Annotated in this window: 21 protein-coding genes; 13 read left to right on the top strand and 8 right to left on the bottom strand. The window is 69.2% G+C overall.

The features are described from left to right. Positions 1 to 11: 11 nt before the first annotated feature. The 4 genes from G4D77_RS13260 to G4D77_RS13245 form a co-directional block, all read right to left on the bottom strand. Positions 12 to 1469, bottom strand: coding sequence for an MFS transporter (locus tag G4D77_RS13260; protein WP_154835927.1), 1458 nt, complete (start codon positions 1467 to 1469; stop codon positions 12 to 14). Between the two features lie 238 nt (positions 1470 to 1707). Then, positions 1708 to 2001 (bottom strand): BTH_I0359 family protein, encoded by a 294-nt coding sequence (locus G4D77_RS13255; protein WP_034363542.1) that lies wholly within the window; start codon positions 1999 to 2001, stop codon positions 1708 to 1710. Positions 2002 to 2236: 235 nt separating this feature from the next. Further along, the gene (locus G4D77_RS13250; RefSeq protein WP_193726177.1) at positions 2237 to 3415 is read right to left on the bottom strand and encodes a DUF3108 domain-containing protein; all 1179 of its coding nucleotides are present in this window, start codon (positions 3413 to 3415) and stop codon (positions 2237 to 2239) included. Between the two features lie 167 nt (positions 3416 to 3582). Beyond that, positions 3583 to 4362, bottom strand: coding sequence for an IclR family transcriptional regulator (locus G4D77_RS13245; protein ID WP_012203056.1), 780 nt, complete (start codon positions 4360 to 4362; stop codon positions 3583 to 3585). A 126-nt stretch (positions 4363 to 4488) separates the two neighbouring features. Between G4D77_RS13245 and G4D77_RS13240 the strand changes: the two genes are divergently transcribed. From G4D77_RS13240 to G4D77_RS13230, 3 genes are all read left to right on the top strand, one after another. Continuing rightward, a complete protein-coding gene (locus G4D77_RS13240; protein ID WP_034390060.1) occupies positions 4489 to 5511 on the top strand; it encodes a fumarylacetoacetate hydrolase family protein in 1023 nt (340 codons plus the stop codon). Further along, on the top strand, positions 5508 to 6521 hold the full coding sequence (locus tag G4D77_RS13235; RefSeq protein WP_154835925.1) for a TraB/GumN family protein: 1014 nt from the start codon (positions 5508 to 5510) through the stop codon (positions 6519 to 6521). The genes G4D77_RS13240 and G4D77_RS13235 overlap by 4 nt, the downstream gene beginning before the upstream one ends. Positions 6522 to 6602: 81 nt before the next feature. Further along, positions 6603 to 7577 (top strand): Bug family tripartite tricarboxylate transporter substrate binding protein, encoded by a 975-nt coding sequence (locus G4D77_RS13230; RefSeq protein ID WP_016446620.1) that lies wholly within the window; start codon positions 6603 to 6605, stop codon positions 7575 to 7577. A 196-nt stretch (positions 7578 to 7773) separates the two neighbouring features. On the opposite strand, the gene G4D77_RS13225 is transcribed toward G4D77_RS13230, so the two are convergent. Beyond that, positions 7774 to 9540 carry an ABC1 kinase family protein gene (locus G4D77_RS13225; protein ID WP_154835923.1) on the bottom strand — a complete coding sequence of 589 codons (1767 nt, stop codon included), beginning with the start codon at positions 9538 to 9540 and terminating at the stop codon, positions 7774 to 7776. 90 nt (positions 9541 to 9630) lie between these two features. Beyond that, on the bottom strand, positions 9631 to 11709 hold the full coding sequence (locus tag G4D77_RS13220; protein WP_154835921.1) for a molybdopterin-containing oxidoreductase family protein: 2079 nt from the start codon (positions 11707 to 11709) through the stop codon (positions 9631 to 9633). A gap of 197 nt (positions 11710 to 11906) precedes the next feature. On the opposite strand from G4D77_RS13220, the gene G4D77_RS13215 reads away from it, so the two are divergent. The 4 genes from G4D77_RS13215 to G4D77_RS13200 all read left to right on the top strand — a co-directional run bounded on the left by G4D77_RS13215 (position 11907) and on the right by G4D77_RS13200 (position 15650). Beyond that, positions 11907 to 13064 (top strand): ABC transporter substrate-binding protein, encoded by a 1158-nt coding sequence (locus G4D77_RS13215; protein ID WP_126311243.1) that lies wholly within the window; start codon positions 11907 to 11909, stop codon positions 13062 to 13064. 165 nt (positions 13065 to 13229) lie between these two features. Next, positions 13230 to 14438, top strand: coding sequence for a M20 aminoacylase family protein (locus G4D77_RS13210; RefSeq protein ID WP_154835919.1), 1209 nt, complete (start codon positions 13230 to 13232; stop codon positions 14436 to 14438). 61 nt (positions 14439 to 14499) lie between these two features. Continuing rightward, positions 14500 to 15279, top strand: a complete 780-nt coding sequence (locus G4D77_RS13205; RefSeq protein WP_154835917.1) for an ABC transporter ATP-binding protein — start codon at positions 14500 to 14502, stop codon at positions 15277 to 15279. Positions 15280 to 15395: 116 nt separating this feature from the next. Then, positions 15396 to 15650 (top strand): acyl-CoA-binding protein, encoded by a 255-nt coding sequence (locus G4D77_RS13200; RefSeq protein ID WP_012203065.1) that lies wholly within the window; start codon positions 15396 to 15398, stop codon positions 15648 to 15650. Positions 15651 to 15851: 201 nt separating this feature from the next. Here the strand turns inward: G4D77_RS13200 and G4D77_RS13195 are convergent, their stop codons facing one another. Beyond that, a complete protein-coding gene (locus tag G4D77_RS13195) occupies positions 15852 to 16874 on the bottom strand; it encodes an isopenicillin N synthase family dioxygenase (protein WP_047468388.1) in 1023 nt (340 codons plus the stop codon). A gap of 597 nt (positions 16875 to 17471) precedes the next feature. Between G4D77_RS13195 and G4D77_RS13190 the strand changes: the two genes are divergently transcribed. The 6 genes from G4D77_RS13190 (at position 17472) to G4D77_RS13165 (ending at position 22345) form a co-directional block, all read left to right on the top strand. Then, positions 17472 to 18500, top strand: coding sequence for an ABC transporter substrate-binding protein (locus G4D77_RS13190; RefSeq protein ID WP_016446613.1), 1029 nt, complete (start codon positions 17472 to 17474; stop codon positions 18498 to 18500). A gap of 10 nt (positions 18501 to 18510) precedes the next feature. Next, complete coding sequence (locus tag G4D77_RS13185; RefSeq protein ID WP_034390074.1) at positions 18511 to 19026, top strand: nucleoside deaminase; 516 nt, start codon at positions 18511 to 18513, stop codon at positions 19024 to 19026. A 55-nt stretch (positions 19027 to 19081) separates the two neighbouring features. Then, positions 19082 to 20119: an ABC transporter substrate-binding protein gene (locus G4D77_RS13180; RefSeq protein WP_043825805.1), complete on the top strand. Its 1038-nt coding sequence runs from the start codon at positions 19082 to 19084 to the stop codon at positions 20117 to 20119. A 69-nt stretch (positions 20120 to 20188) separates the two neighbouring features. After that, positions 20189 to 21031, top strand: a complete 843-nt coding sequence (locus tag G4D77_RS13175) for an ABC transporter ATP-binding protein (protein WP_154835915.1) — start codon at positions 20189 to 20191, stop codon at positions 21029 to 21031. A gap of 16 nt (positions 21032 to 21047) precedes the next feature. After that, positions 21048 to 21815, top strand: coding sequence for an ABC transporter permease (locus tag G4D77_RS13170; protein WP_012203071.1), 768 nt, complete (start codon positions 21048 to 21050; stop codon positions 21813 to 21815). Between the two features lie 14 nt (positions 21816 to 21829). Beyond that, positions 21830 to 22345, top strand: a complete 516-nt coding sequence (locus G4D77_RS13165; protein WP_154835913.1) for a nucleoside deaminase — start codon at positions 21830 to 21832, stop codon at positions 22343 to 22345. Positions 22346 to 22363: 18 nt separating this feature from the next. Here the strand turns inward: G4D77_RS13165 and G4D77_RS13160 are convergent, their stop codons facing one another. Further along, positions 22364 to 24130 (bottom strand): phosphoethanolamine transferase, encoded by a 1767-nt coding sequence (locus G4D77_RS13160; protein WP_154835911.1) that lies wholly within the window; start codon positions 24128 to 24130, stop codon positions 22364 to 22366. Positions 24131 to 24276 lie beyond the last annotated feature (146 nt).

The following is a 24276-nucleotide window of genomic DNA, read 5'->3' as shown; positions in this document are numbered from 1 at the left end:
GGTGTTCTCTTTCAGGCGGTGGTTTGAGCGATCTTGGCGGGCGGGGCGGCGTCGTCCGCGAACTGAGGCGCGCCGGGCTCGTCGTCGGGGTTCACCGTGGTGCGCGTGGGGTCCCAGCGGATGGAAAAGCAGACGATGCTGGCCAGCAGCGGCACCACGGACAGGATGAGGAAGGTGTTCTCCAGCCCGTACTGCTGGCGGAACAGCGGGAACACCAGCAGCCCCAGCGCCGCGCCCATGGCGCCCAGCGCACCGATCACGCCATTGGCGCCCGCGCGCAGCTCGCTGCGGAACGACAGCGTGGACAGGCTCTTGCCGTTGGCGCCGGGCCCGCCCGAATGAAAGAGGATGAACAGCGAGGGCACGGCCACGGCCAGCCAGATCGGCATGCGGCCGTTGAACAGGCCCAGCACCAGCAGCATCAGGAACACCAGCGCAAAGCCGAAGGCCGAGGCCCGCCGCAGGCCCAGCCTGCGCCCGATGACGGGCGACAGGAAGCCGCCGACGATGCCGAACACGTTGAACACCAGCGCGCCCAGCGTGGCCTCGCGGAAGTCCTTGCCGAACAGCGAGGCGCTGATCAGCGGCAGGTACCAGCCCACGGCAAAGTATTGGATGGACTGGCCTATCTGCACCGTAGCCGCCAGCAGCGTGCGCGGCAGGTAGATGCCGCGAAAGATCAGCAGCACATTGGCCAGCCCGCGCCGCGCCGGGTTGAGCACGGGAAGGCGTTCGGCGGGCGGCGCGGCCTCGAAGCGCTGGCCGTGTGCGCCGTAGATGCGCGTCATGGCGCGGGCGGCGTCATCCAGCCGCTCCTTGCGTGCCAGCCAGGTCGGGCTTTCCACCAGCAGCGCGGCCTGCATGCCCAGGATGAACAGGCCGAACACCGCCGTGGCGGCCACCGAATAGCGCCACAGCGAATCGCCCACATCCCAGGAATGGAACCACAGCGCCAGCACCAGGTTGCTGCACACGGCCATGTACCACATGCCCTGCCAGACATTGAGCCGGCTCTTGAGGCGGGCGGGCGTGAATTCGGCCAGCACCGCCATGGCGATGGCGAAGTCGATGCCATAGGCCGCGCCCACGAAGAAGCGTCCGAAGAGGATGGTGGCGTAGTCGGGCGCCATGCTGACCAGCAGCGCGCCGGCCACGGCCAGCACCTTGGCGATGACCAGCGGGCGCATGCGGCCCCAGCGGTCGGCCATCCAGCCGCCGATGGGATTGAAGGCGATGGACACCCAGGAGGCCAGCGACGTCATCCAGGCCACTTCGGCCGGCGTCAGCCGCTGGTCGCGCGTCATGGGGCCCAGGCCCACGCTGAGTGCGGAGTTGGAGAATGCGTCGAGGAAAAGTCCGCCGAGGGCCAGCCACCAGATGGTGCCGGCGCGGCCTGAAATGCCCTGGCGTGCGTCGATGTAGGCGATGACATCCTGAACGCCGCGAACCCTGTGGATGCTGGTCTGCATGCTGGCCTCCTGTGTTTCTGCAAGAGGCCGGCAAACCGTACAGGCGCGACAAGACCATCTCACAGATGGTCTTCAAATCTTGAACCTGTGCGGCGATTCTAGGCAGCAGGCGCAGCCTGCGGATCGGTGAAAGCACCAGGGTGCGCGCAATGGCCGCGCCCAAAGAAAAGGCCCGCCGCAGGTTCTCTGCGGCGGGCCTGGCGCGAAGTCCCTTCACGGGACCGTGCGCTGTGTGCTGTCAGTGGACCACGACAGGCTGCTGGGCCAGGCCGGCGTAGCGCTCCAGGGCGTCCTCGACCTCTTCCTCGGTGGGGGCGTCCTGCTGCCAGGCGATGATCTGCTTCTGGAACATCTCGGCCCAGGATCCATCCAGGTAGACCTCCTTGCCCGAGCGCTTGTCCACGATTTCGAAGCCGTGGCGTGGCAGCTGGCGGGCGGCATCGACCGCAGCTTCGCCGGCCGCTGCATCCGGATCCATGTCGGGACGCAGATGGAGCACCACAAAAGATTCGGAGTCGTAAAGCATTTGCATGGTGTTCCCTTTCTGGCCCGTTGCCGGGCGTCGCACAGCCTACATGGCTGCGAAGCGCCGGATTTCAAGGACCGTGGGGGTCCCGATCTATCGCAGGCACTTGCATGCAGTATTCCACGGATTGGCATGCGCTGCGGCGTGTGCCGCAGGCCGCGCTGTGGTAGGCGGGCGGTGGCGGTGGCTGCAAGTGCAGGACTACCGGGAAATCACCGGTGTCCCACCGGTGGCCCCTGTGTCATGGCGCCTGGCGGCTCTTGAGCTGCAGGTCAGCGAAGTCGCCGTTGTCCTGCGCCAGCCGGATGCGCACGGGCAGGTATTGCATGGACGGCGCCAGCCACAGCGAGGCCTGCTGGTCATCGCCGGCCGCTGCGATCTTGTCCAGGCGCAGCGCCTGCGTGCTGCCCGAGGGCAGGTCCAGCGTCTCGGTCTCGCCCACGCGGAAGGTCCAGCGGTCGGCGCGCCGCGCGCTGACGGTGATGAAGCTGATCTGCGTGCCCGCCGGGTAGCGCTGCGGCGCCGCCGCCAGCAGGGCCGACAGCTGCAGGAACACGCTGAGCCGGTCCTGGGCGCCGGGCGCGATGGGCGCGTCGGGCGCGCCCGTGCTGAAGCGCGCCAGGTTCTGGTCGAACGCCAGCTGCGCCGATTGCTCCTTGCGCGCCTTGTCGTTGAAGCGGCTGGGCTCCAGTCCCCTGTCGGTGATGCGGCCCTCGCTGGTCTGCGAGCGCGAGCCCAGCAGGAACAGGCTGACTTCCTGGCTGGCCTGGTACTGGCCGTTGGCATGGCGCCAGACCAGCTCGGCATTGGCCGAATAGTTGAAGCGCTTGGCCTGGCCGGTGACGGCGAACGACAGCCGCGCGGGATCGGGCAGTTGCACGGGAACGGGGGCGTCGGAGGCCAGCGGCGTGCCGTCGGGCGAGGTGATGGCCATGCCCTGGGCCGGGCCGGCCGAGGGAGCGGACGGTGTTTCGGGTTCGGGCTTGGGAGCGGGCGGCGCCGGCGGTGTGGCCGGGGTTGGCTCGCTGCCGGCACCTGCATCGGCAGCAGCACTGGCGGTTTCCGAGGCGTCCGATGCGTCAGGCTCCTGCGCTGCGGCCATCGGCAAGGGTTCGACGGTTTCGCGGATGGGCGTGTCCAGCGGCTCGGCCACGGGTGCGGTGGGCGCGGCGGGTGTCGGGCGCTGGACCTTGGGGCGAGGGCGGGGTTGCGGCTTGGGTACGGGCGCAGGTGTCTCGGGCGCGGCGGCAGGCGGGGGCGCAGGTGGCTCGGGCAGGGACAGCGCCCGTGTCTGCATGGCCGCCACCTCGGTGCGCGGTGCCGATACCTGGTTCCACAGCGGCAGGCCCAGCAGGGCCAGCGCATGGCCGCCCAGCACCACGGCGGTGAGGGCGGGCAGGGCGCGCTGGCGCAGGCTCATGTCAGTTATCCATAGTGCCGCGCGCCACCCACAGCCCATGAAACCGGCGCGGCCCAAGGCCAGGGACAGCGAGCAAGGGCCTACGCCGGCCGCGCCGCCCCGCAGCGAGGCTGTCGTCCCCCTTCCAGGGGGAAGGCGCGAAGCGACTCAGGGGGTGTAGCTTCATCTCAGGCATTCCAGCCCAGGTCCTGGGACAGCTGCACGCAGGCCTCGCGCAGGGGCGCATCGATGGCGCCGCCGTATTCGGGGTCGAAAGTGGCAATCGAGCCCAGCGTGGTCAGGCCCAGCACGATATGGCCCGAGGAGTCGAAGACCGGCGTGCAAAACGCCACGATGCCGGGCAGCACGGTATCGACCACGCGGGCGGTGCCGCGCTCGCGCACCTCGGCCAGCATGGCGTCTATGGCCTCGGGGGTGAGCGGCAGGTCCTTGCGCTGGATGCGGCGGGCCTTGTCCACCTCGGGCTCCAGCAGCGGGGCCGTGACCTCGCGCGGCAGCCAGGCCGCGAAGCAGCGCCCGGTGGCCGAGGCCAGCATGGGCATGACGTCGCCCAGGCGCAGGTTGGCGGTGACCGACTGCGCGCTTTCCTCCCAGTGCACGATGGTCGGCCCGTGGTTGCCCCAGACGGCGATGGCCGCCGTGTGGTGGATGCGCTCCATGAGCGCGGGCATGCGTTCGCGCGCCAGCCGCACGGGATCCAGCCGCGCCAGCGATGCCAGGCCCAGCTTGAGCGAGGCCGGGCCCAGGTCGTAGCGGGAGGTGCGCGCGTCCTGGGTGACCAGGCCGATGCGCTGGAAGCTCACGAGGTAGCGGTGCGCCTTGGCGGCGCTCATGCCGGCGTCGGACGCCAGGTCCTTGAGCATCTGCGGGCCCCGGGCGCGCGTCAGCGCCTCCAGCAATGTAAAACCGACCTCGACCGATTGAATCCCTGCGCGTTCCTTGTCCATTGCAATAGAATTTGGTTTTGTTTAGTTAAATCAATTTAACTTATCGTAATTCGTGGCTGCGTCGCCATGGGTGTCCAGGCCGCTGCCCGGATGCCGTGGCGCGCGGCGGCGGCACGGGGGAGCAGCATGAAACTTGCCACATACAAGGACGGATCGCGGGACGGGCAACTGGTCGTGGTGTCACGCGACCTGAGCCAGGCCCATTATGCGACCGGCATAGCGAGCCGCCTGCAGCAGGTGCTCGACGACTGGAGCTACATGGCGCCCCAGCTGCAGGACCTGTACCACCTGCTCAACAGCGGCAAGGCGGTCCATGCCTTTGCCTTCGATCCGCGCCAGTGCATGGCGCCGCTGCCACGCGCCTACCAGTGGGCCGATGGCTCGGCCTACATCAACCATGTGGAGCTGGTGCGCCAGGCGCGCGGCGCCGAGGTGCCCGCCAATTTCTACACCGACCCGCTGATGTACCAGGGCGGCAGCGACGATTTCCTGGGCCCTTGCGACGATGTGGTGGTGCCCAGCGAGTCCATGGGCATCGACTTCGAGGCCGAGATCGCCGTCATCACCGCCGACGTGCCCATGGGCGCCACGCCCGAGCGTGCGCTGGGCGGCGTGCGCCTGGTCATGCTGGCCAACGACGTGAGCCTGCGCAACCTGATCCCCAATGAGCTGTCCAAGGGCTTCGGCTTCTTCCAGTCCAAGCCCGCCACCTCCTTCAGCCCCGTGGCCGTGACGCTGGACGAGCTGGGCGACGCCTGGAAGGGCGGCCGCCTGCACCTGACGCTGCAGTCCACCTGGAACGGCCGCAAGGTCGGCATGTGCGATGCGGGCGAGGACATGAGCTTTCACTTCGGCCAGCTCATCGCCCATATCTGCAAGACGCGCAATGTGCGCGCCGGCTCCATCGTGGGCAGCGGCACCGTGAGCAACAAGGGCGTGGAAAGCGGCAAGGGCAAGAACCGGCGCATGGAGTGGCCCAAGGGCTACAGCTGCATTGCGGAGAAGCGCTGCATAGAGACCATCCAGGACGGCGCGCCCAAGACCGAGTTCATGCGCTTTGGCGACACCATCCGCATCGAGATGAAGGGCAAGGACGGCCAGAGCATCTTCGGCGCCATCGACCAGAACATCGTCGAGCCTGCCGAATGAGCCGCGTCTGCGCACCCTGGTGGCGCCTGGCGGGCAGGTCGCTGCGCGCCGGCCTGGCCGCGCTGGCGCTGTCGCCGCTGGCCGCGGCATTCGCGGCGCCCCCGGCCGCGGACCCCGTCACCTGCCCGCCCGAGGCGCGCATGCCCGGCCCGGACGAGATCCGCGCCATGCAGCGCAAGGCGCAGGACCGTGGGCTGCTGTGGCGCATCGAGCACCGGGGCCGCACCAGCTGGCTCTACGGGACCATGCACGCGGCCAAGCTTGACTGGAGCGTGCCCGGCCCCACGGTGGCGGACGCGCTGCGCGCCTCCGACAGCCTGGCGCTGGAGCTGAACATCCTCGATCCCGAGGTCATGAAGGTCTTGTTCGCAGGCATGCAGGCGCGGCCCGATGCGCCGCCGCTGCGCGGCGATCTCCAGCGCCGGCTTGAGAAGCAAAGGCGCCTGGCCTGCGCCGGCCCCGAGCTGGCTCTGCTGCGCCCCGACGCCCAGGTGATCTCCCTGTTGTCGCTGGCCGGCCGCAGCGAGGGGCTGGACGCGTCCTATGGCATCGATTTCTCGCTGGCCGGTGTGGCGCTGGCCCTGGGCAAGCCCGTGCTGTCGCTGGAGACGCCCGAGCTGCAACTGCGCGAGCTGGTCTCGGACGACCCCGCGCGCGTGGCCGAGACGGTGGAGTCCGGCCTGCGCCAGCTGGAAAGCGGCATCGCCGCCCAGAAGCTGGGACTGATCGCGAAGGTCTGGGCCGATGGCCGCATCCACCTGCTGGAGAGCCTGCCCGACTGGTGCGACTGCATGGCCAATGCCGCCGAGCGCGCCGACTACGACCGCATGGTCTATGGCCGCAACCCCGGCCTGGCGCGCGAAGTGGCGCGGCAGATCCGTTCCGGCCGCAGCGTGTTCGCCGCCGTGGGCGCCCTGCACATGGTGGGCACGCGCGGCCTGCCGGCGCTGCTGGCGGCCCAGGGCTTCAAGGTGCAGCGCGTGGAGTTCCCCGCAGCCAGCCCGCCCTGAAACACACGGCCACCGCCTCCATGAACAAGAGCAACAGGGCGCGGCCAGGACCCATCCACACCCATCCCACAGGAGACAACAATGGACCGTAGACAATTCCTGGCCGCCGTGGCGGCCTCATCCGCCGGCATGGCCGCGCCTTTTGCACAGGCGCAGGACTGGCCCGCCAGCAACATCCGCTGGGTCGTGCCCTATCCGCCCGGCGGCGGCACCGACGTGCTGGCGCGCACCGTGGCCGAGGCCATGCGCCAGACGCTGAACCAGACCATCGTGGTGGACAACCGCCCCGGCGCCTCCACCAACATCGGCGCCCAGATCGTGGCCACGGCCAAGCCCGACGGCTATACCATCATGTCGGCCGACAACGCCGTGCTGGCCTACAACGAGCACCTGTTCAGCAAGCTGTCCTTCAACCCCGAAAAGGACTTCACCTACATCGGCGGCATCAGCCGCTTCCCGATGGCGCTGGTGGTGAACCCGAACTTCGAGGCCAAGACCTTCAAGGAATTCCTGGCCTACGTGAAGGCGCATCCGGGTCAGGTCAACTACGCCTCTCCCGGCAACGGCTCGCCCCACCACCTGGCCATGGAGATGTTCAAGAACCGCACGGGCACCTTCCTGACGCACATCCCCTATCGCGGCGCGGCGCCCGCGCTGGCCGACGTGATGGGCGGCCAGGTGCCCTGCATGTTCCTGGACCTGGCCTCGGGCCTGCCCGTGATCCAGTCGGGCAAGGTGCGCGCCCTGGCCATCGGCACGGGCAAGCGCGTGCCCAGCCTGCCCGAGCTGCCCACGCTGGCCGAGGTCGGCGTGCCCGACACCGAGGTCTATGCCTTCCAGGGCATCCTGGGCCCTGCCAAGATGCCCCCCGCCGTGGTGCAGCGCCTGAACGCCGAACTCAACAAGGCCCTGGCCAACCCCGCCGTGGTCAAGCGCATGCAGGACTTCGGCATGGAGGCGCTGCCCGGCACGCCCGAGCAGTTCCTGGCCATGTCGCGCGCGGAATCCAAGCGCTGGGGGGCGATCATCAAGAGCGCGGGCGTCAAATTGGACTGACCCCCTGAGCGGCTGCGCCGCTTCCCCCTTCTCGCTTCGCGGAGGGGGACGACACCCTCGGTGCGGGGCGGCCCTTCCTCGGTGTCTCTGGGTTGGGCCGTGGCGGTTTTGGGGGCGGCGCCCGGCTTTGATCTGATGCGCTGGTGCTGCTTTTTTTTGGCGTTCCTGATCGCCAATCCAGCGATCAATCCAGCCATCAATCCAGCGCCTTCTGCCTGCGCATGGTGGTGAACAGAACGGCCAGGCTGGCGGCGGCGCCGGCCACGCCCAGGGCGGCGAAGAGGGGGATGCCCCACAGGCGCGGGCCCATGGTCAGCAGGCCGGGGGCCAGTCCCAGGATGAAGGCGCCGGAGACCACGGCCAGGGCCAGGCGGGTGGCGGCGCGTTCCAGGGCCTGGGAGAGGCGGTCGATGTGGCGTATGTCCAGGTCGGCCTGCAGCCGGCCCGAGCGCAATCGTTGCATCACCAGCCGCAGGGTGTGCGGCGCGTCGTCGGCCAGGTCCATCCATTGCGCCATGGCGGCGCGGCGCTGGCGCGCCAGGCTGCGCAGGGAGTAGCGCTGCAGCAGCTGGGCCTTGACCAGGGGCGTGGCCGTCTGCACCACGTCGAATTGCGGGTCCAGCTGCAGCAGCACCTGGTCGGCCGTGATCAGGGCCTTGAGCAGCAGCGCCATGTCGGCGGGCAGGGCCACGCCGGTTTCGCGGGCCAGGGCCATGAAGTCCTGCAGTGCGCGGGACATGACCAGGCGGCCGTTGCTGGCGCCGGGGCCATGGCGGGTCACGAAGCGGTCCACGGCGGCCTCGATGCGTGCGGCTGAGGGCGGGGCGCGGCCGGGCATTTCGCTTTCGGCCGCCCATTCCAGCAGCACGCCCGAGAGGCTGCGGCCCTGGCCCTCGACCAGGGCGCGCATCAGGCCCAGCACCTGGCGGCGGCGCTGGGGAGACAGCCGCCCGACCATGCCGAAGTCGATGAAGCCGACGCGGTTGCCGGGCAGGGCCAGCAGGTTGCCCGGGTGCGGGTCGGCGTGGAACAGACCGTCGCGCAGCACCATCTGCAAAAACGCGCAGGCGCCACGGCGCGCCAGCAGCGGGCCGTCCAGCGCGGGGTCCGCGCCCACGGCCGAGGCTGGCACGCCCGGCACGAAGTCCTGCACCAGCAGGCGCGGCCCGCTCAATGCCCAGTGGATGGCCGGCACGACGATCTCGGGCTGGGCCGCGAAGTGCCGTGCCACGGCGTCGCCGTTGTGGGCTTCGACGGTGAAATCCAGTTCCTCGCGCAGCGCCTGTCCCAGCTGGCGCGTGACCTCGCGCGGGCGGTAGCGCGCCAGCTGCGGCCATTGTTCCTGGGCCAGCAGCGCCAGGTGCTCGAGCAGGCGCAGGTCGGCTTCGATCTGGGGGCGCAGGCCGGGACGCTGGACCTTGACCACGACTTCGATGTCGGCAGCGCGGGCCGCAGGGGGGCTGTCGCTGCCGCTGCCGTCCTCCCGGCCTTCCCGGTCATCCCGGTCATCCCGGTCTTCAGCCGCAGGCAGCCGCGCACGGTAAACCTGGGCCATGGAGGCCGAGGCCAGCGGCACGGGATCGAAATGCGTGAACACCTGCTCCACGGGCAGGCCCAGCGACTGCTCGATCAATGGCTGGGCCGTCTCCCAGGGCAGCGGGGCGGCGTGGCTGTGCAGTTGCTGCAGGGCGGCCGTCCATTCGGGCGCGAGCAGGTCCGAGCGCGTGGCCATGATCTGGCCCAGCTTGACGAAGCTGGGGCCCAGGTGTTCGAGGGCCATGCGCAGGCGCTCGGGGCGGCTGGCATCCAGCGGATGCTCGGGATGGGGCTGGCTGCCGCGCGGCGCGAAGCGGGCCAGGCCCAGCGTGTCGACCAGGTCGGCCAGCCCGAAGCGCAGCAGCACGCCGACGATTTCCTGCAGCCGGGCACGGTCGCGCACGGCGACCACGGCGGTTTGCAGCATGGGCATCTCCTGTCGGTGGTGGCAATGCGGTCCATTGTGCCGATGCGCCAGACGCCATTGCGCAGGAATCGCCCGCCTCCGGGGCGGGGCTCAGGCCAGCCGCTGCACCTGTACCGCGCAGTCGTAGAAGCTGGGCGCGCGGCCCAGGTCGGTCAGGCGCTGGTGGGTGAGCTCGTTGACATTGGTGCCGTTGTCGCCGTGCTTGCGCCACCAGATGCCCAGGCCGTTGACCACGCCACGGCGCGCGCGGCCGTTGAGGGTTGCGTGGCATTCGTAGCTGCCCCGGTCGTTGAAGACGCGCACGCGGTCGCCCTCGGCCACGCCGCGCGTGGCGGCGTCGTCGGGGTGCAGCTCCACCAGCGGGCGGCCTTCCATGGTGCGCAGGCTCTTGACGTTGACGAAGCTGCTGTTGAGAAAGTTGCGTGCCGGCGGCGAGATCATGGCCAGCGGGTAGCGCGCATCCGTTTCGGCGGTTTCGTAGTTGGGCAGGTAGTCGGGCAGCGGGTCCATGCCGCGCCGCGCCAGCTCGGCGCTGGTGAATTCGCAGCGGCCCGAGGGCGTGGGAAAGCCGCCCTCGGCAAAGGGGGCCTCGGGCAGGGCCAGGGTGGCAAAGCCCTTGTCCAGCAGCTCGTCGAAGTCCACGCCGCGGCCCTCGAAGGCTTCGCGGCACAGTTGCTCGTCTCCCGTCTGGAAATGGGCAGCGGCAAAGGCGTCGTCATGCCGCGCCATGTGCGCGGCCAGGTCGCGGAAGATCTGGCCGTTGCTGCGCGCCTGGCCCAGCGGCGCGATGGCGGGGCGGTTGAGCAGCACGTCGGTATGCCCGTAGCTGCCGTGGATGTCCCAGTGCTCGATCTGCGTGGTGGCCGGCAGCACGTAGTCGGCCAGGTCGGCCGTGTCGGTCATGAACTGCTCCAGCACCACGGTGAACAGGTTCTCGCGCGCAAAGCCGGCCACGACCTTGGCCGACTCGGGCGCCACGGCCACGGGATTGCTGTTGTAGACCACGATGGCGTCCACGCGCGGGCCGAAGCCATTGCCGCCTTCGTGCAGCAAGGCGTCGCCGATGGTGCTCATGTTGATGGTGCGCGGGCGGCGCTCGCCCAGCAGGTGCGGCATCTGCAGTCGGGCGCGCTGCGCGGGCAGGGCGCCCGAGGCGGACAGCAGCAGGCCGCCGGCACGGTGGCGCCAGGCGCCCACCAGGGCCGGCAGGCAGGCGATGGCGCGCACGGCATTGCCGCCGCCGCGCGCGCGCTGCACGCCGTAGTTCAGGCGGATGGCGGCGGGCGTGGTGGTGCCATAGTCGCGCGCCAGCTGGCGGATCTGCTCCACGGGCAGGCCGCAGACCTGGGCCGCGCGCTCGGGCGGCCACTGCAGGGCGCGGGCCTTGAGTTCCTCCCAGCCCAGCGTGTGGCGCGCGATGTAGTCATGGTCCAGCCAGCCGTGCGTGATCAGCTCGTGCATCAGGGCCAGCGCCAGGGCGGCATCGGTGCCGGGCAGCAGCTGCAGGTGCTCGTGGCATTTGTCGGCGGTCTCGGTCTTGCGCGGGTCTATGCACACCAGGCGCGCGCCGTTGCGCTTGGCCTCCAGTGCATAGCGCCAGAAATGCAGGCTGCTGCCGATGCTGTTGCTGCCCCAGATGAGGATGAGCCGGCTTTCGGTGAAATGCTCCACGCGCATGCCCAGCTTGCCGCCATAGGTCAGGTTCAGGGCCTCGCCCCCGGCGCTGGAGCAGATGGTGCGGTCCAGCAGCGAGGCGCCGAGCTGGTGGAAGAAGCGCCGGTCCATGCTCTCGCCCTGCACCAGGCCCATGGTGCCTGCGTAGCTGTAGGGCAGGATGGTTTCGGGATCGCGCGCCGCCAGCGCGTGCAGCCGGGCGGCGATGTCGGCCAGCGCCTCGTCCCAGCCCACGGGCTCGAACTGCCCGGAGCCCTTGGGGCCCACGCGGCGCAGCGGGGTGAGCACACGCTCGGGGTGGTAGCTGCGCTCGGTGTATTTGCTGACCTTGGCGCAGAGCACGCCGCCCGTGTGCGGATGGTCGGGGTTGCCCTGGACTCTTTTGGCGATGCCGTCTTCGACCGTGGTCACCAGCGAGCAGGTATCGGGGCAGTCATGGGGGCAGGCGCCCAGGACCTGTGAGGTGGCCTGGAGTGGGGGCGTGGCGGAGGACATGGTGGCAGCGGTCTCGGACAGGGTGGGGACTTTGCGAAAGAACCGTGAAAGCCGGAAAAACAGGAAAAGGCCGTCACGGGCAAGGGGCGGTGCCGGTCTTGCATGCCGCAATCGCCGCTTGTCTTTATTATGCGGACCCTTGCAGCCGGCTGCACGCAGCAACGGCGCCGATTCCAGTGACAAAAACAGGCAAGTTCATGCTCCGACCCAAGACGGCGTTCAGCCGCAGACAGTTCATCGCAGCCAGCACGGCGGCTGCCGCCACCTGGACCGGCGCAGTGCGCGCCCAGGACGCGGGTGGCACCATCGTGCTGGGCCAGTCCTGCCCGTTGACCGGGTCTGCAGCACAGATCGGCCAGCCCTTCCATGAAGGCGCCAAGCTGTACTTCGAGCAGCTCAACGCGCAGGGGGGCATTGCCCGGCGCAACATCGAACTGCGCGTGATGGACGACGGTTACGAGCCCGAGCGCTGCGCGGCCAATACCCAGCGCTTCCTGTCCGACGACGTGTTCGCCCTGTTCGGCTACGTGGGCACCTCCACCAGCATGGCCGCGCTGCCGCTGCTGCAAAAGGCGCGCGTGCCCCTGTTCGCACCGCTGACGGGCGCCGACGCGCTGCGCCAGCCCCAGCTGGCCCAACTGGTCTTCAACGTGCGCGCCTCCTATGCCGACGAGACGGCGCTGATGGTGCGGCACCTCACGGGCCTGGGCCTGAAGAAGGTGGCCGTGCTGCACCAGAACGATGCCTATGGCGAATCGGGCCTGGCTGGCGTCAAGGCGGCGCTGGCCGCCAAGGGGCTGGAGCCCGTGGGCGCGGCCACGGTGGAGCGCAACTCGAACAATGTGGCCGCCGCCGTCAAGACGCTGGTGCCGCTGGGCGCCGATGTCATCGTGCAGATCGTCACCTACTCGGCCAGCGCGGCCTTTGTGCGCGCCGCGCGCCAGGCGGGCTTTGGCGGGCAGTTCTACAACGTCTCCTTCGTCGGCTCGCAGGCACTGGCGCAGACGCTGGGCAAGGATGCCGAAGGGGTGGTCGTCACCCAGGTCGTGCCCTCGCCCTTCCAGACCTCGCGCCAGATCACGCGCGATTTCCTGGCGGCCATCCAGAAGGGCGGCGGCAAGCTGACGCCCAACTACTCCAGCATGGAAGGCTATCTGGCGGCACGCGTGTTCGCCGATGCGCTGCGCCAGGCCTCGGCCTCGGGCAAGCCCACGCGCGACGGCCTGGTCGCGGCGCTCGATGCCATGCACGGCCAGCAGGTGGCCGGCTTCCCGCTGGCCTTCAAGCCGCAATCGGCCAAGCCGCGCTTCGTGGAGTTGTCCATGCTGACCGGCGACGGCAAGGTCCGGGTGTAGGCTTGCAGCTTTCCCGGAGGGTTGGCTCTGCGCGCAGGCGCTCGCGGCGTTGCAGCGCTTGCCAAGGCATGAGCCTTGGCGGCGCACTGCGCCTTGCGATCACCAGCGCGCAGAACCAACGCGGGTACTTAAAAGTGCATAACACGCTCTAGAAGGAGAACCCCCATGGCCTTGCTGCAGGAGCTGCTGGACAGCGCACCCGAGATCACCGCGCTGCGCCGCGACATACATGCCCATCCCGAACTGTGTTTCGAGGAGATCCGCACTGCCGACCTCGTGGCCCGGCAATTGGAGGGATGGGGCATCGCCGTGCACCGCGGCCTGGGCCGCACGGGCGTGGTGGGCACCATCCACGGCCGTGACGGCGGCGCCAGCGGCCGGGCCATCGGGCTGCGCGCCGACATGGACGCCCTGCCCATGCAGGAGTTCAACACCTTCGAGCACGCCAGCCGCCACGCCGGAAAAATGCATGCCTGCGGACATGACGGCCACGTGGCCATGCTGCTGGCCGCCGCGCAGTACCTGGCCGCGCACCGCGACAGCTTCGAGGGCACGGTGCACCTGATCTTCCAGCCGGCCGAAGAGGGCGGCGGCGGGGCGCGCGAGATGGTCGAGGACGGCCTGTTCACCCAGTTCCCCATGCAGGCCGTGTTCGGCATGCACAACTGGCCGGGCATGAAGGCCGGCACCATGGCCGTGGGCCCGGGCCCGGCCATGGCGTCCAGCAACGAGTTCCGCATCGTCGTGCGCGGCAAGGGCGGCCACGCGGCCATGCCGCACATGGTGATCGACCCGCTGCCCGTGGCGGCCCAGCTCATCCTGGGCCTGCAGACCATCGTCAGCCGCAACGTCAAGCCCATCGAGGCGGGCGTGGTCTCGGTCACGATGGTCCACGCGGGCGAGGCCACGAACGTGGTGCCCGACAGCGTGGAGCTGCAGGGCACGGTGCGCACCTTCACGCTGGAGGTGCTGGACCTGATCGAGCGGCGCATGAAGACCCTGGCCGAGAGCATCTGCGCGGCGCATGACACGCGCTGCGAGTTCGAGTTCGTGCGCAACTACCCGCCCACCATCAACTCCGCGCCCGAGGCCGAGTTCGCACGCCGCGTCATGGCCGAGTTCGTGGGCGAGGCCAATGTGCTGCCCCAGGAGCCGTCCATGGGCGCCGAGGACTTCGCCTTCATGCTGCTGGAAAAGCCCGGCGCCTACTGCTTCATCGCCAATGGCGACGGCGACCACCGCGCCATCGGCCACGGCGGCGGTCCCTGCACGCTGCACAACCCCAGCTACGACTTCAACGACCAGCTGATTCCGCAGGGCGCCACGTTCTGGGTGAAGCTGGCCCAGCGCTGGCTGAGCGAGCCCACGCGCTGAGGCCCTTGCGGGGTCCGGCCGACACCGGCATGTCACACACCGCACCTAGCATGCGGTCCCTGTGACCTCCATCGAATCCTCCACGGCCGCCGCGCAGGGCGTGGCCGTCCAAGCCCGGCAGCTCAAGCGCATCCACGGCGAGCGCGCCGTGCTCCAGGACATCAGTCTGCAGATCGCCCCCGGCGAGGTGCTGGCCCTGCTGGGTCCTTCGGGCTGCGGCAAGACCACCCTGCTCAAGATCCTGGCCGGGCTGGAGCAGCCCAGCCGCGGCGAAGTCTGGATGGGCGGGCAGTGCGTGGCCAGCGCCTCGCAGTCCCTGCCGCCCGAGCGGCGCGAGCTGGGCCTGGTACCCCAGGACCATGCGCTCAGGCCCCATATGAGCCTGCAGGCCAACGTGGCCTTCGCGCTGGAAATGCGCGGCCTGCCTCGCGCGCAGATCCACGAGCGGGTGCAGCAGACCCTGGGCCTGGTCGGGCTGCAGGGCATGGGCGAGCGCCTTCCCGGCAGCCTGTCGGGCGGCCAGCAGCAGCGTGCGGCGCTGGCCTGCGCCGTGGTGGAGCGCCCGCGCCTGGTGCTGCTGGACGAACCCCTGTCCGGCCTCGACGGCAACCTGCGCGAGCGCCTGTGCGAGGAAATTCCCCGGCTGCTGCGCAGCCTGGGTTGTACGGCCGTCTATGCGACGCAAGACCGCCAGCAGGCCTTCGCCGTCGCCGACCGCGTGGTCGTGATGGAGCACGGCCGCATCCTGCAACCGGGCAGCGCCCGGGGCCAGGCGCCGGCCCCCGTGCCTTGCGAGGCAGACCTATGGCCCATGGCCGGGCACCTGTGCAGCGCAGCATAGGAGGGGCATGGCCGGTCTCGGTTCGGATGACGGTGAAAAAAAGCACGGTCGTTCTAAATTCCTGCATTTTTGGCTACACTGTGCCGCTACACGAACCGCCCACCAGGAGACCCGCCATGTCCGATCTGAACGCCGCCTTCGAGGCCGCCGTCAAGAACTCCACCTCGATCAGCGAGCGCCCCGACAACGCCACGCTGCTCAAGCTCTACGCGCTGTACAAGCAGGCCACCGAAGGCGACAACGAGGCCAAGAAGCCCAGCTTCACCGACATGGTCGGCCGCGCCAAGTGGGACGCCTGGGAAAAGCTCAAGGACACCTCGGCCGACGATGCCAAGCAGCAGTACATCGACCTGATCGAATCGCTGCGCTGATCAACACCACCACCGATCGCAGACACAGGCAAGGCCCCGGACTCCGGGGCCTTGTCGTTTCCGGCCAGGCCACACCACACTATGTCAAAGAGTGGAGCGCTGGAAACTGGCGCGGCCCACCCCAGGGACACCGAGGAAGGGCAGCCCCGCACCGAGGGTGTCGTCCCCCTCAGGGGGAAGCGGCGCAGCCGCTCAGGGGGATCAATATTTGTTGGAAAAGTTCGCGCTGATGCGCTGGCGCAGGTACTCCGCGCCCGTGATGGGCGGGTACTTCTTTTGCGGGCCCTCGATCACCGCGTCCTCGTTGGCCTGGCAGAAGAAGGCCAGGCTGTAGCGCGCGCCCTGGTATTCATGGGGCAGGGGATTGCGCACGCGGTGGAAGTTGCTGGGCAGCTGGTCGTCGCTCCAGCGCGTGAGCATGTCGCCGATGTTGCAGGTGATCACGCCCTCCACGGGGTCCACGGGCGTCCATTGCTGGCCCTCCATCTCCTTGCCCGGCAGCACCTGCAGGCCGCCCTGGCCCGCGCGCTGGAACAGCAGGGTCAGGCAGTCGAAGTCGGTGTGGGCGCCTGCGCGCCACAGGCCCAGCTCATCCTTGAGCGCGGGATCGACCGCGAAGTAATGCAGCATGCGCAGCGTGCTCTGGTAGGCGGGCACCGAAGGGTCGTGGGCGCGCGTGAAGAAGTCCGCATCAAAGCCCAGCTTGTGCGCAAAGCACGACAGCAGCTGCATGCCCACCTGCCAGCACTGGCGCTCAAAGTCCAGCGTGGCCTGCTGAAAGCCCGGCAGCTCCTGCTGCGTGGGCCACAGGCCGGCCATGCGCGGGCGCGTCACCTGGTAGGACTCCTTCTGGTCGGGCGTGCGCGTGGAAGGCCGGATCTGCGCCTTGTGCTCCCAGCCCGCATTGCGCGACAGCGGCCACTGCGCCTTCACCTCGCGCGGCAGCGCGAACAACTGCTCGGCACGCCCGAAGGCCGCATCGATATCGGGCTGGGGAATACCGTGGCCCGACACCTGGAAGAAGCCGATCTCCACCGAGGCCTGCCAGATCGCATCGGCGATCTCGGCCTTGCGGCGGTCGAAGTCGGAGATGTCGATCACCCGCACCTCCCGTGCGCGCGTCTCCTGCCCCTGGCCGCCCATGCGGGCCTCCTTGGCGAGTTCACCCAGCGCGTAATCTGACGCCGGTGCCGAAGGCAGGGTGGAGTTGGCAAGCATGTTCATGGTCTGTTTCCTTTGCCGCAAAGGCAGTGGCAAGGCACGCAGCGGCCGGCGCAAAAAAACACCGGTCCCGCCCGTCGCTCTTGAAGTGGCTGACAGGGCACAGGTCGCAGCCACGCCGCTCCCGCACCCGCTTCAAGAGCAATGACCCGCGCCGGCACAGACCGGCAAGCTGAACGCTTCTACTCTTGCCAACCACCCAAGCAAACAGCGCGCCAGCCCGCGCAGGCCGGTTCATGGCCGCCTGCGTTCCATCGTGGTGCAAGAGGGCCGGGCAGCTTGGTGCACGCGCCGCATCGGAACCGTCTGGCACCAATCTGATGCATGCACGCCGCGTCGAAAACCGGCGCGGCCCAGCCCAGTGACGCCGAGGAAGGGCCGCCCCGCACCGAGGGTGTCGTCCCCCTCCCGCGCAGCGAGAGAGGGGGAAGGCGCGAAGCGACTCAGGGGGTGGTACGCACTTTGCATACAAGGACGAACGAGTAGAAGCGTTCAGCACGCGCCCAGTGCGCGTTGCCCGGAAATTGCTCATGTCACGCCAGCCGCCCGGCCCCATGCCAGCGGCCGGTCCCCATGTTGATAGCGACTGAGAGTTCCACCATGCAACGCCGCCATTTCCTTGCCGCCGCCGCCCTTCCCGCTGCCAGTGCCGTGATGCCCGGTGCCTTCGCCCAGGGCAAGGCGCTGACACCGCTGAAGTTCACGCTGGACTTTCGCGTGACCTCGCAGACCGCGCCCTTTTTCGTGGCGCTGCAAAAGGGCTACTACCGCGACGAGGGGCTGGACGTGAGCATCGACGTGGGTTCGGGCTCGGTGGCATCCATCACGCGGGTGGCCAGCGGCGCCTACCAGCTGGGCCTGGGCGACATCAGCTCGCTGATCGAGTTCAACGCGCAGAACGCGGGCGCGGCGCGCGTGCAGGCCGTCTACCAGTACTACAACCGCGCGCCGTTCGCCATCATCGGCCGCAAGGACCGGGGCATCACGGGCGAGTTCGCCAGCCTCAAGGGCAAGAAGGTGGCCGCCGCCGCCGTGGAGTCCACCCGCCGCGTCTGGCCCCTGGTCGCGCAGCGCCAGAACCTGCCGGCCGACCTGTTCGCCTGGACCACGACGGAGTTCTCGGCGCGCGACAACGTGGTGGTGCGCGGCGATGTGGATGCGGCCACCTATTTCCATGACTCGGCCGTGTCGCTGTTCGCACGCATCAAGCCCGAGGAGCTGTCGGTGCTGCGCTACACCGATGCGGGCGTGCAGCTGTACGGCAATGCCATCCTGGCCTCCAGCGCTCTGGTGGCCGAGCAGCCGGCGCTGGTGGCGGGATTCCTGCGCGCCAGCAACCGCGCCCTCATCGAATGCCTGGCCCAGCCTGCGCTGGCCGTGGCCGCCGTGCGCCAGCGCGAGCCCATCCTGGATGAAAAGCTGGAACTGGCGCGCTGGGCCATCACCTCGCAATACCTGGCCGCGCCCGATACGCAGCGCCACGGCCTGGGCGACATCGACCCGCAGCTGCTGGCCCGCCAGGCCGAGCAGGTCAGCCAGGCCTTCGGCCTCAAGGCACCCGTGTCGGCCGATGCGCTGTTCAACCGCAGCCTGCTGCCGCCGCTGGCCGCGCGCATGGCCAAGGCCTGAGGGAATGCACATGGACCACGCCACCGTTTCACTGCCCCTTGAGGCCTCGCTCGACGAGCGCGACGGCCTGTACCTGCGCCGCGCCATCGCCATGGCCGACCGCGCGCGCAAACGCGGCAACCGCCCTTTCGGCGCGCTCATCGTGGCCGCCGATGGCCGCGTGCTGGCCGAGGCCTCCAACGCCAACGGCGAGAGCGGCGACTGCACGGCCCATGCCGAGCTGTCGGCCATCCGCCTGGCCAGCCCCCTGCATGACCGCGAGGCGCTGTCCGCAGCCACCTTGTATTCATCGGCCGAGCCCTGCGTGATGTGCGCGGGCGCCATCTTCTGGTCGGCCATAGGCCGCGTGGTCTACGGCATAGACGCCGTGCGCCTGCGCGAATTCCGCGGCGAGCGCCTGGACCAGAAGGATGCCGAGCTGTCCTGCCGCGATGTGTTCGCCGCCTCGTCCCACGCCATCGAATGCATAGGCCCGGCGCTGATCGGCGAGGCCGCCGCTTCGCACCAGGGCGCCTGGAAAAGCTGATCCGGCCCCGTTCCGTCCCCACCGTTTCTTTTGACCACCAGAGAGGAAGCCCACCATGCAAAAACGACTGTTCCTGCACACCGTCCTGGCCCTGTCCGCCAGCGCCGGCCTGGCAACGGCCCATACACAGGCCCACGCGGCCACGCCGCTGAAGTTCCAGCTGGACTGGCGCTTCGAGGGGCCGGCCGCCTTCTTCCTGCAGCCGGTGGCCAAGGGCTACTTCAAGGACGCGGGCCTGGATGTCACGGTCGATGCCGGCAGCGGCTCGGGCGGCGTGGTGCAGCGCGTGGCCTCGGGCGCCTATGACCTGGGCTTTGCCGATATCGCGGCGCTGATGGAGTTCCAGGCCAACAACCCGGACATGCCCAACAAGCCCGTGGCCGTGATGATGGTCTACAACAACACGCCGGCCTCGGTGATGGCGCTCAAGAAAAGCGGCATCGCCAAGACGGCCGACCTCACCGGCAAGAAGCTGGGCGCGCCCGTGTTCGATGCGGGCCGCCGCGCCTTCCCGCTGTTCGCCAAGGCCAACCAGGTCGGCACCGTGCAGTGGACGGCCATGGACCCGCCGCTGCGCGAGACCATGCTGGTGCGCGGCGATGTGGATGCCATCACGGGCTTCACCTTCACCTCGCTGCTGAACCTGGAGGCGCGGGGCATCAAGGCCGCCGACGTGGTGGTCATGCCCTATGCGGACTTCGGCGTGAAGCTGTACGGCAACGCCATCATCGCCAGCCCGAAGCTGATCAAGGAGAACCCGGCCGCCATCAAGGCCTTCCTGCAGGCCTTCGCCAAGGGGGCCAAGGAAGTCATCGCCAACCCGGGCGCGGCCATTGCCTACGTGAAGGAGCGCGACGGCATCGTCAACACCCAGCTGGAGACGCGCCGCCTGCAACTGGCCATCGACACCGTGGTCAACAGCGCCGACGCGCGTGCCGAAGGCTTTGGCCAGGTCGTGCCCACACGGCTGTCGCTGATGGCGTCGCAGGTCTCCGATGTCTACGCCACCAAGACGCGCGTGAACCCGGCCGAGGTCTGGAACGGCAGCTTCCTGCCGTCTGCGGCCGAGCTGAACATCCTGCCCAAGAAGTGACGACAAAGTGATTGACACCGTGCGCGTGCGCCAGCGGGTGGCGTGCACGGCCCTTGCCTGCTGCCTGACATGAATTCCTCCACATCCCACGGCGATGACGACGCCTTCTTCGTCGAGTTCCGCGACGTCTGGCTTGCCTACAACGAGGAGCTGCTGCGCGCCAACCACTTCGCGGTCGAGGCCATCGACCTGCAGGTGCGGAGCGGCGAGTTCATCGCCATCGTCGGCCCATCGGGCTGCGGCAAGTCCACCTTCATGAAGCTGACCACGGGGCTGAAGATGCCCTCCATGGGCCGCGTCATGGTCAACGGCGAGCGCGTGACCGGGCCGCTGAAGATCTCGGGCATGGCCTTCCAGGCGCCGTCGCTGCTGCCCTGGCGCACCACGGTGGACAACGTGCTGCTGCCGCTGGAGATCGTGGAGCCGCACCGCTCGCAGTTCCGCCAAAAGCGCAAGGAGTACGAGGCGCGTGCGCGCGCCCTGCTGCAGAAGGTGGGCCTGGGCGGCTACGAGGACAAGTACCCCTGGCAGCTGTCGGGCGGCATGCAGCAGCGCGCCAGCATCTGCCGCGCGCTGATCCACGAGCCCCAGATGCTGCTGCTGGACGAGCCCTTCGGCGCGCTGGACGCCTTCACGCGCGAGGAGCTGTGGTGCGTGCTGCGCGACCTGCAGGCCGAGCAGCGCTTCAACGTCATCCTGGTCACGCACGACCTGCGCGAAAGCGTCTTCCTGGCCGACACCGTGTACGTGATGAGCAAGAGCCCGGGCCGCTTCGTGGTGCGCCGCGACATCGAGCTGCCGCGCCCGCGCGAGCTGGAGCTGACCTACACGCGCGAATTCACCGACATCGTGCACGAGCTGCGCGGCCACATCGGCGCCATGCGCAAGACCGGCGCGGCCATCCAACAATAGAACGGGGGAGATTCACATGCACAAGAAATACGCGGAACGCTGGGCGCCCTGGGTGCTGCTGCTGGCGGTCATCCTGCTGTGGCAGGTCATCTGCTCGGCCTTCGAGGTCTCGGAATTCATCTTCCCCAGCCCCTGGGCCATCGGCCGGCAGCTGGCCGAGTTCAGCGGCATCATCGCCGCCCATGCCTGGCGCACCTACTGGGTGACCATGGCGGGCTTTGGCATCGCCATCGTGGTGGGCGTGCTGCTGGGCTTTCTGATCGGCTCCTCGCGCCTGGCCTATGCGGCGTTCTATCCGCTGATGACCGCCTTCAACGCACTGCCCAAGGCGGCCTTCGTGCCCATCCTGGTGGTCTGGTTCGGCATCGGCGCGGGACCGGCCATCCTCACGGCCTTCCTGATCAGCTTCTTTCCCATCATGGTCAACATCGCCACCGGCCTGGCCACGCTGGAGCCCGAACTGGAGGATGTGCTGCGCGTGCTGGGCGCCCGGCGCTGGGACGTGCTCATCAAGGTCGGCCTGCCGCGCTCCATGCCCTACTTCTACGGCTCGCTGAAGGTGGCGATCACCCTGGCCTTCGTGGGCACCACGGTCAGCGAGATGACGGCGGCCAACGAAGGCATCGGCTACCTGCTGGTGTCGGCCGGCTCGTCCATGCAGATGGGCCTGGCCTTTGCCGGCCTCATCGTGGTGGGCGCCATGGCCATGGTGATGTACGAGCTGTTCAGCGCCATCGAAAAGCGCACCACGGGCTGGGCCCGGCGCGGCTCGCAGGGCGAGTGAAGGAGAATCCGGCCATGACGCCCGCACCCGCGACGACACCTTCCATGACGCCCCTGACCGACGAACAGGCGGCCCGCCAGCTGCGCCGCGCAGGCGCCGTGGCCGAGCGGGCCATGGCCATGGGCCGCCATCCCTTTGGCGCGCTGCTGCTGGCGCCCGACGGCGAGACTGTGCTGGCCGAGCAGGGCAACATCGACACGGTGAACCATGCCGAGTCCACGCTGGCGCGCACGGCCGCCGCCAACTATCCGGGCGCCTACCTGGCGCAGTGCACCCTGGTCACCACCTTCGAGCCCTGCGCCATGTGCGCCGGAACCATCTACTGGGCCGGCATAGGCCGCGTGCTCTACGGCGCCGAGGAAACGGCGCTGCTGGCGCTGACGGGCAACCATCCCGAAAACCCCACGCTGTCCCTGCCCTGTCGCGAGGTCTTCGCGCGCGGGCAGCGCGCCGTGCAGGTCGTGGGGCCCGTGCCTGCGCTGCAGGAGGAGATGCTGGCGCCGCACCGGGGCTTCTGGCAACAGGGCTGAGCCGCCTGCGCGGGCGGCTCAGCTGCGGCAGCCGGCCAGCGCGTCCAGCGGCTTCTGGTAGGTGGGGCTGGTCACGTCCAGCAGGCCCAGGGTGGTGTGGTAGAGGTTGTCGTGCGACAGCGGCGCGTCCAGCTGGCCGCGCACGCAGCGCTCTGACACGCCGGTGCGCTGGCCCAGGTTGCCCAGCCAGGCGATCATGGGAATGTGCTTTTGCTCGTCGGGCGCCATGGCGTAGGGCATGCCGTGCAGGTAGATGCCCATCTCGCCCAGCGACTCGCCGTGGTCGGACATGTAGACCATGCCGGTCTGGTAGCGCGATTGCTGGCGCGTCAGCCAGTCGATGGTCTGCGACAGGAAATGGTCGTTGTAGCGGATGGAGTTGTCGTAGACATTGACCACCTGCTCGCGCGTGCAGCTGGACAGCGCATTGGTCAGGCATTCGGGCTGGAAGACCTTGGTCTCGGGCGTGGAGCGCTTGTAGTAGGCCGGCCCGTGGCTGCCCATCTGGTGCATGACCAGCACCACGCCGCGCTCGCGGCGCTCGCGCGGCAGCGCGGCGATGCGTTCGTCGATGCCGCTGAGCAGGATGCCGTCCAGGCATTCTCCATCGCTGGAGCACAGGGCCTTGCCGTCGGGCGTGTCCAGGCGGTCGGCCGTGCTGGCGTTGGGAATGCGGTCGCACACGCCCTTGCAGCCGGCCTGGTTGTCCAGCCACAGCACGGCCAGGCCGGCGTTGTACAGCACGTCCACGAGGTTGTCGTAGTCCACCTTGCTCTTGTAGAAGCCCGTGCGGCCCAGGTGCGAGAACATGCAGGGCACGGATTCGCGCGTGCTGGTGCCGCAGGAGGTCACGTTGCTCCAGTTGAGCACTTGGCGCCTGGCCAGCTCGGGCGTGGTGTCGCGCGCATAGCCGTTCAGGCCCCAGTTGGCGGCGCGCGCCGTCTCGCCCACGACGATGACGAACAGCGGCGGCTTGCGCTCGGCCGCATAGGTGGCGCCCAGCGTGGCGCCGGCCGCAATGCTGGCAAACGGGCGCTTGGGCCGCAGGATGGGCTTGAGCACCGCATCCAGCGAGGCCAGCACCGGGCTGACCGGATTGAGCATGTGGCGCATCCACAGGTTGTTGCGGACCACGGGCGCCAGCTCGCGGTACGAGACAAAGACCGAGGCCGCCAGCAGCAGCACCGAGGCGGCCAGCAGCGCCAGCGTGCGCAGCACGGTCTGCATGCCGCGGCGCGGGCGGATGACGCGCAGCCGCAGCAGCCAGGCCGTGGGCAGGCCGGCCACCAGCAGCAGCTGCAGCAGCAGCTGGGGGTTGAACAGGTCGCTGCTCTCGCGCAGGTCGGTCTGCAGGATGTTGTTGATCATGCCGCCGTCCATCACCGTGCCGTAGGCGGTCATGAAGTACTGGGCCGCGCCGGCAATCCAGGGCAGGGCAATCCACAGCGGCTTCATGCCGCGCGGCCAGGCCGTCAGCGACAGCAGCAGCAGCAGGCCGCCCAGGCCCAGGGGCAGCAGCCGCAGCACCAGGGCGGCCAGGCTGCCGTCATAGCCTTCCAGGTGGGGCAGGCGCCGCCACAGCGCCCAGTTGGCGGTGGCCAGCAGCCACAGCGCCAGCACCAGGGCCACGGCCTGGGGCGAGCGCGGTGCGGTCCAGGCCGTGCGCAGCCGTGCCGCGAGGCTGGCGGGGGCCGCCTGGGCAGGCTGGGCAGAAGATGGGGCCGGGGCTTGGCCGGTGCCGGAGGAGCCGGCAAAGGGGGGGCGGGCGAGCAGGCGTTCTGACATGGCCGCGAGCGTAGAATTCGCAGCTTAAGAACATCTGAACCCCGCGTTCAGACTCCGTTCAGCTTGAACCCCTGCCGCCCCCCCCCCTTGCGCCACGCTTGTTCAGTCCGTATCCGGTGCGCATCCTGATGTGCGAAGGCCCAACC

Origin of the sequence: Delftia sp. WY8 (assembly GCF_018437695.1) — a bacterium.
In the GTDB taxonomy this organism is placed as follows: domain Bacteria; phylum Pseudomonadota; class Gammaproteobacteria; order Burkholderiales; family Burkholderiaceae_C; genus Comamonas; species Comamonas tsuruhatensis.
This window is presented reverse-complemented; position numbering and strand designations above follow the sequence as displayed.

What these genes read in the sequence shown, in the direction of transcription:
- G4D77_RS13250 (WP_193726177.1), bottom strand. Translation starts at nt 3,415, where the DNA reads ATGAGCCTGCGCCAGCGCGCCCTGCCCGCCCTCACCGCCGTGGTGCTG.
- G4D77_RS13170 (WP_012203071.1), top strand. Translation starts at nt 21,048, where the DNA reads ATGCACAAGAAATACGCGGAACGCTGGGCGCCCTGGGTGCTGCTGCTG.
- G4D77_RS13180 (WP_043825805.1), top strand. Translation starts at nt 19,082, where the DNA reads ATGCAAAAACGACTGTTCCTGCACACCGTCCTGGCCCTGTCCGCCAGC.
- G4D77_RS13220 (WP_154835921.1), bottom strand. Translation starts at nt 11,709, where the DNA reads ATGTCCTCCGCCACGCCCCCACTCCAGGCCACCTCACAGGTCCTGGGC.
- G4D77_RS13160 (WP_154835911.1), bottom strand. Translation starts at nt 24,130, where the DNA reads ATGTCAGAACGCCTGCTCGCCCGCCCCCCCTTTGCCGGCTCCTCCGGC.
- G4D77_RS13165 (WP_154835913.1), top strand. Translation starts at nt 21,830, where the DNA reads ATGACGCCCGCACCCGCGACGACACCTTCCATGACGCCCCTGACCGAC.
- G4D77_RS13260 (WP_154835927.1), bottom strand. Translation starts at nt 1,469, where the DNA reads ATGCAGACCAGCATCCACAGGGTTCGCGGCGTTCAGGATGTCATCGCC.
- G4D77_RS13215 (WP_126311243.1), top strand. Translation starts at nt 11,907, where the DNA reads ATGCTCCGACCCAAGACGGCGTTCAGCCGCAGACAGTTCATCGCAGCC.
- G4D77_RS13175 (WP_154835915.1), top strand. Translation starts at nt 20,189, where the DNA reads ATGAATTCCTCCACATCCCACGGCGATGACGACGCCTTCTTCGTCGAG.
- G4D77_RS13190 (WP_016446613.1), top strand. Translation starts at nt 17,472, where the DNA reads ATGCAACGCCGCCATTTCCTTGCCGCCGCCGCCCTTCCCGCTGCCAGT.
- G4D77_RS13210 (WP_154835919.1), top strand. Translation starts at nt 13,230, where the DNA reads ATGGCCTTGCTGCAGGAGCTGCTGGACAGCGCACCCGAGATCACCGCG.
- G4D77_RS13225 (WP_154835923.1), bottom strand. Translation starts at nt 9,540, where the DNA reads ATGCTGCAAACCGCCGTGGTCGCCGTGCGCGACCGTGCCCGGCTGCAG.
- G4D77_RS13245 (WP_012203056.1), bottom strand. Translation starts at nt 4,362, where the DNA reads ATGGACAAGGAACGCGCAGGGATTCAATCGGTCGAGGTCGGTTTTACA.
- G4D77_RS13255 (WP_034363542.1), bottom strand. Translation starts at nt 2,001, where the DNA reads ATGCAAATGCTTTACGACTCCGAATCTTTTGTGGTGCTCCATCTGCGT.
- G4D77_RS13195 (WP_047468388.1), bottom strand. Translation starts at nt 16,874, where the DNA reads ATGAACATGCTTGCCAACTCCACCCTGCCTTCGGCACCGGCGTCAGAT.
- G4D77_RS13235 (WP_154835925.1), top strand. Translation starts at nt 5,508, where the DNA reads ATGAGCCGCGTCTGCGCACCCTGGTGGCGCCTGGCGGGCAGGTCGCTG.
- G4D77_RS13240 (WP_034390060.1), top strand. Translation starts at nt 4,489, where the DNA reads ATGAAACTTGCCACATACAAGGACGGATCGCGGGACGGGCAACTGGTC.
- G4D77_RS13230 (WP_016446620.1), top strand. Translation starts at nt 6,603, where the DNA reads ATGGACCGTAGACAATTCCTGGCCGCCGTGGCGGCCTCATCCGCCGGC.
- G4D77_RS13200 (WP_012203065.1), top strand. Translation starts at nt 15,396, where the DNA reads ATGTCCGATCTGAACGCCGCCTTCGAGGCCGCCGTCAAGAACTCCACC.
- G4D77_RS13185 (WP_034390074.1), top strand. Translation starts at nt 18,511, where the DNA reads ATGGACCACGCCACCGTTTCACTGCCCCTTGAGGCCTCGCTCGACGAG.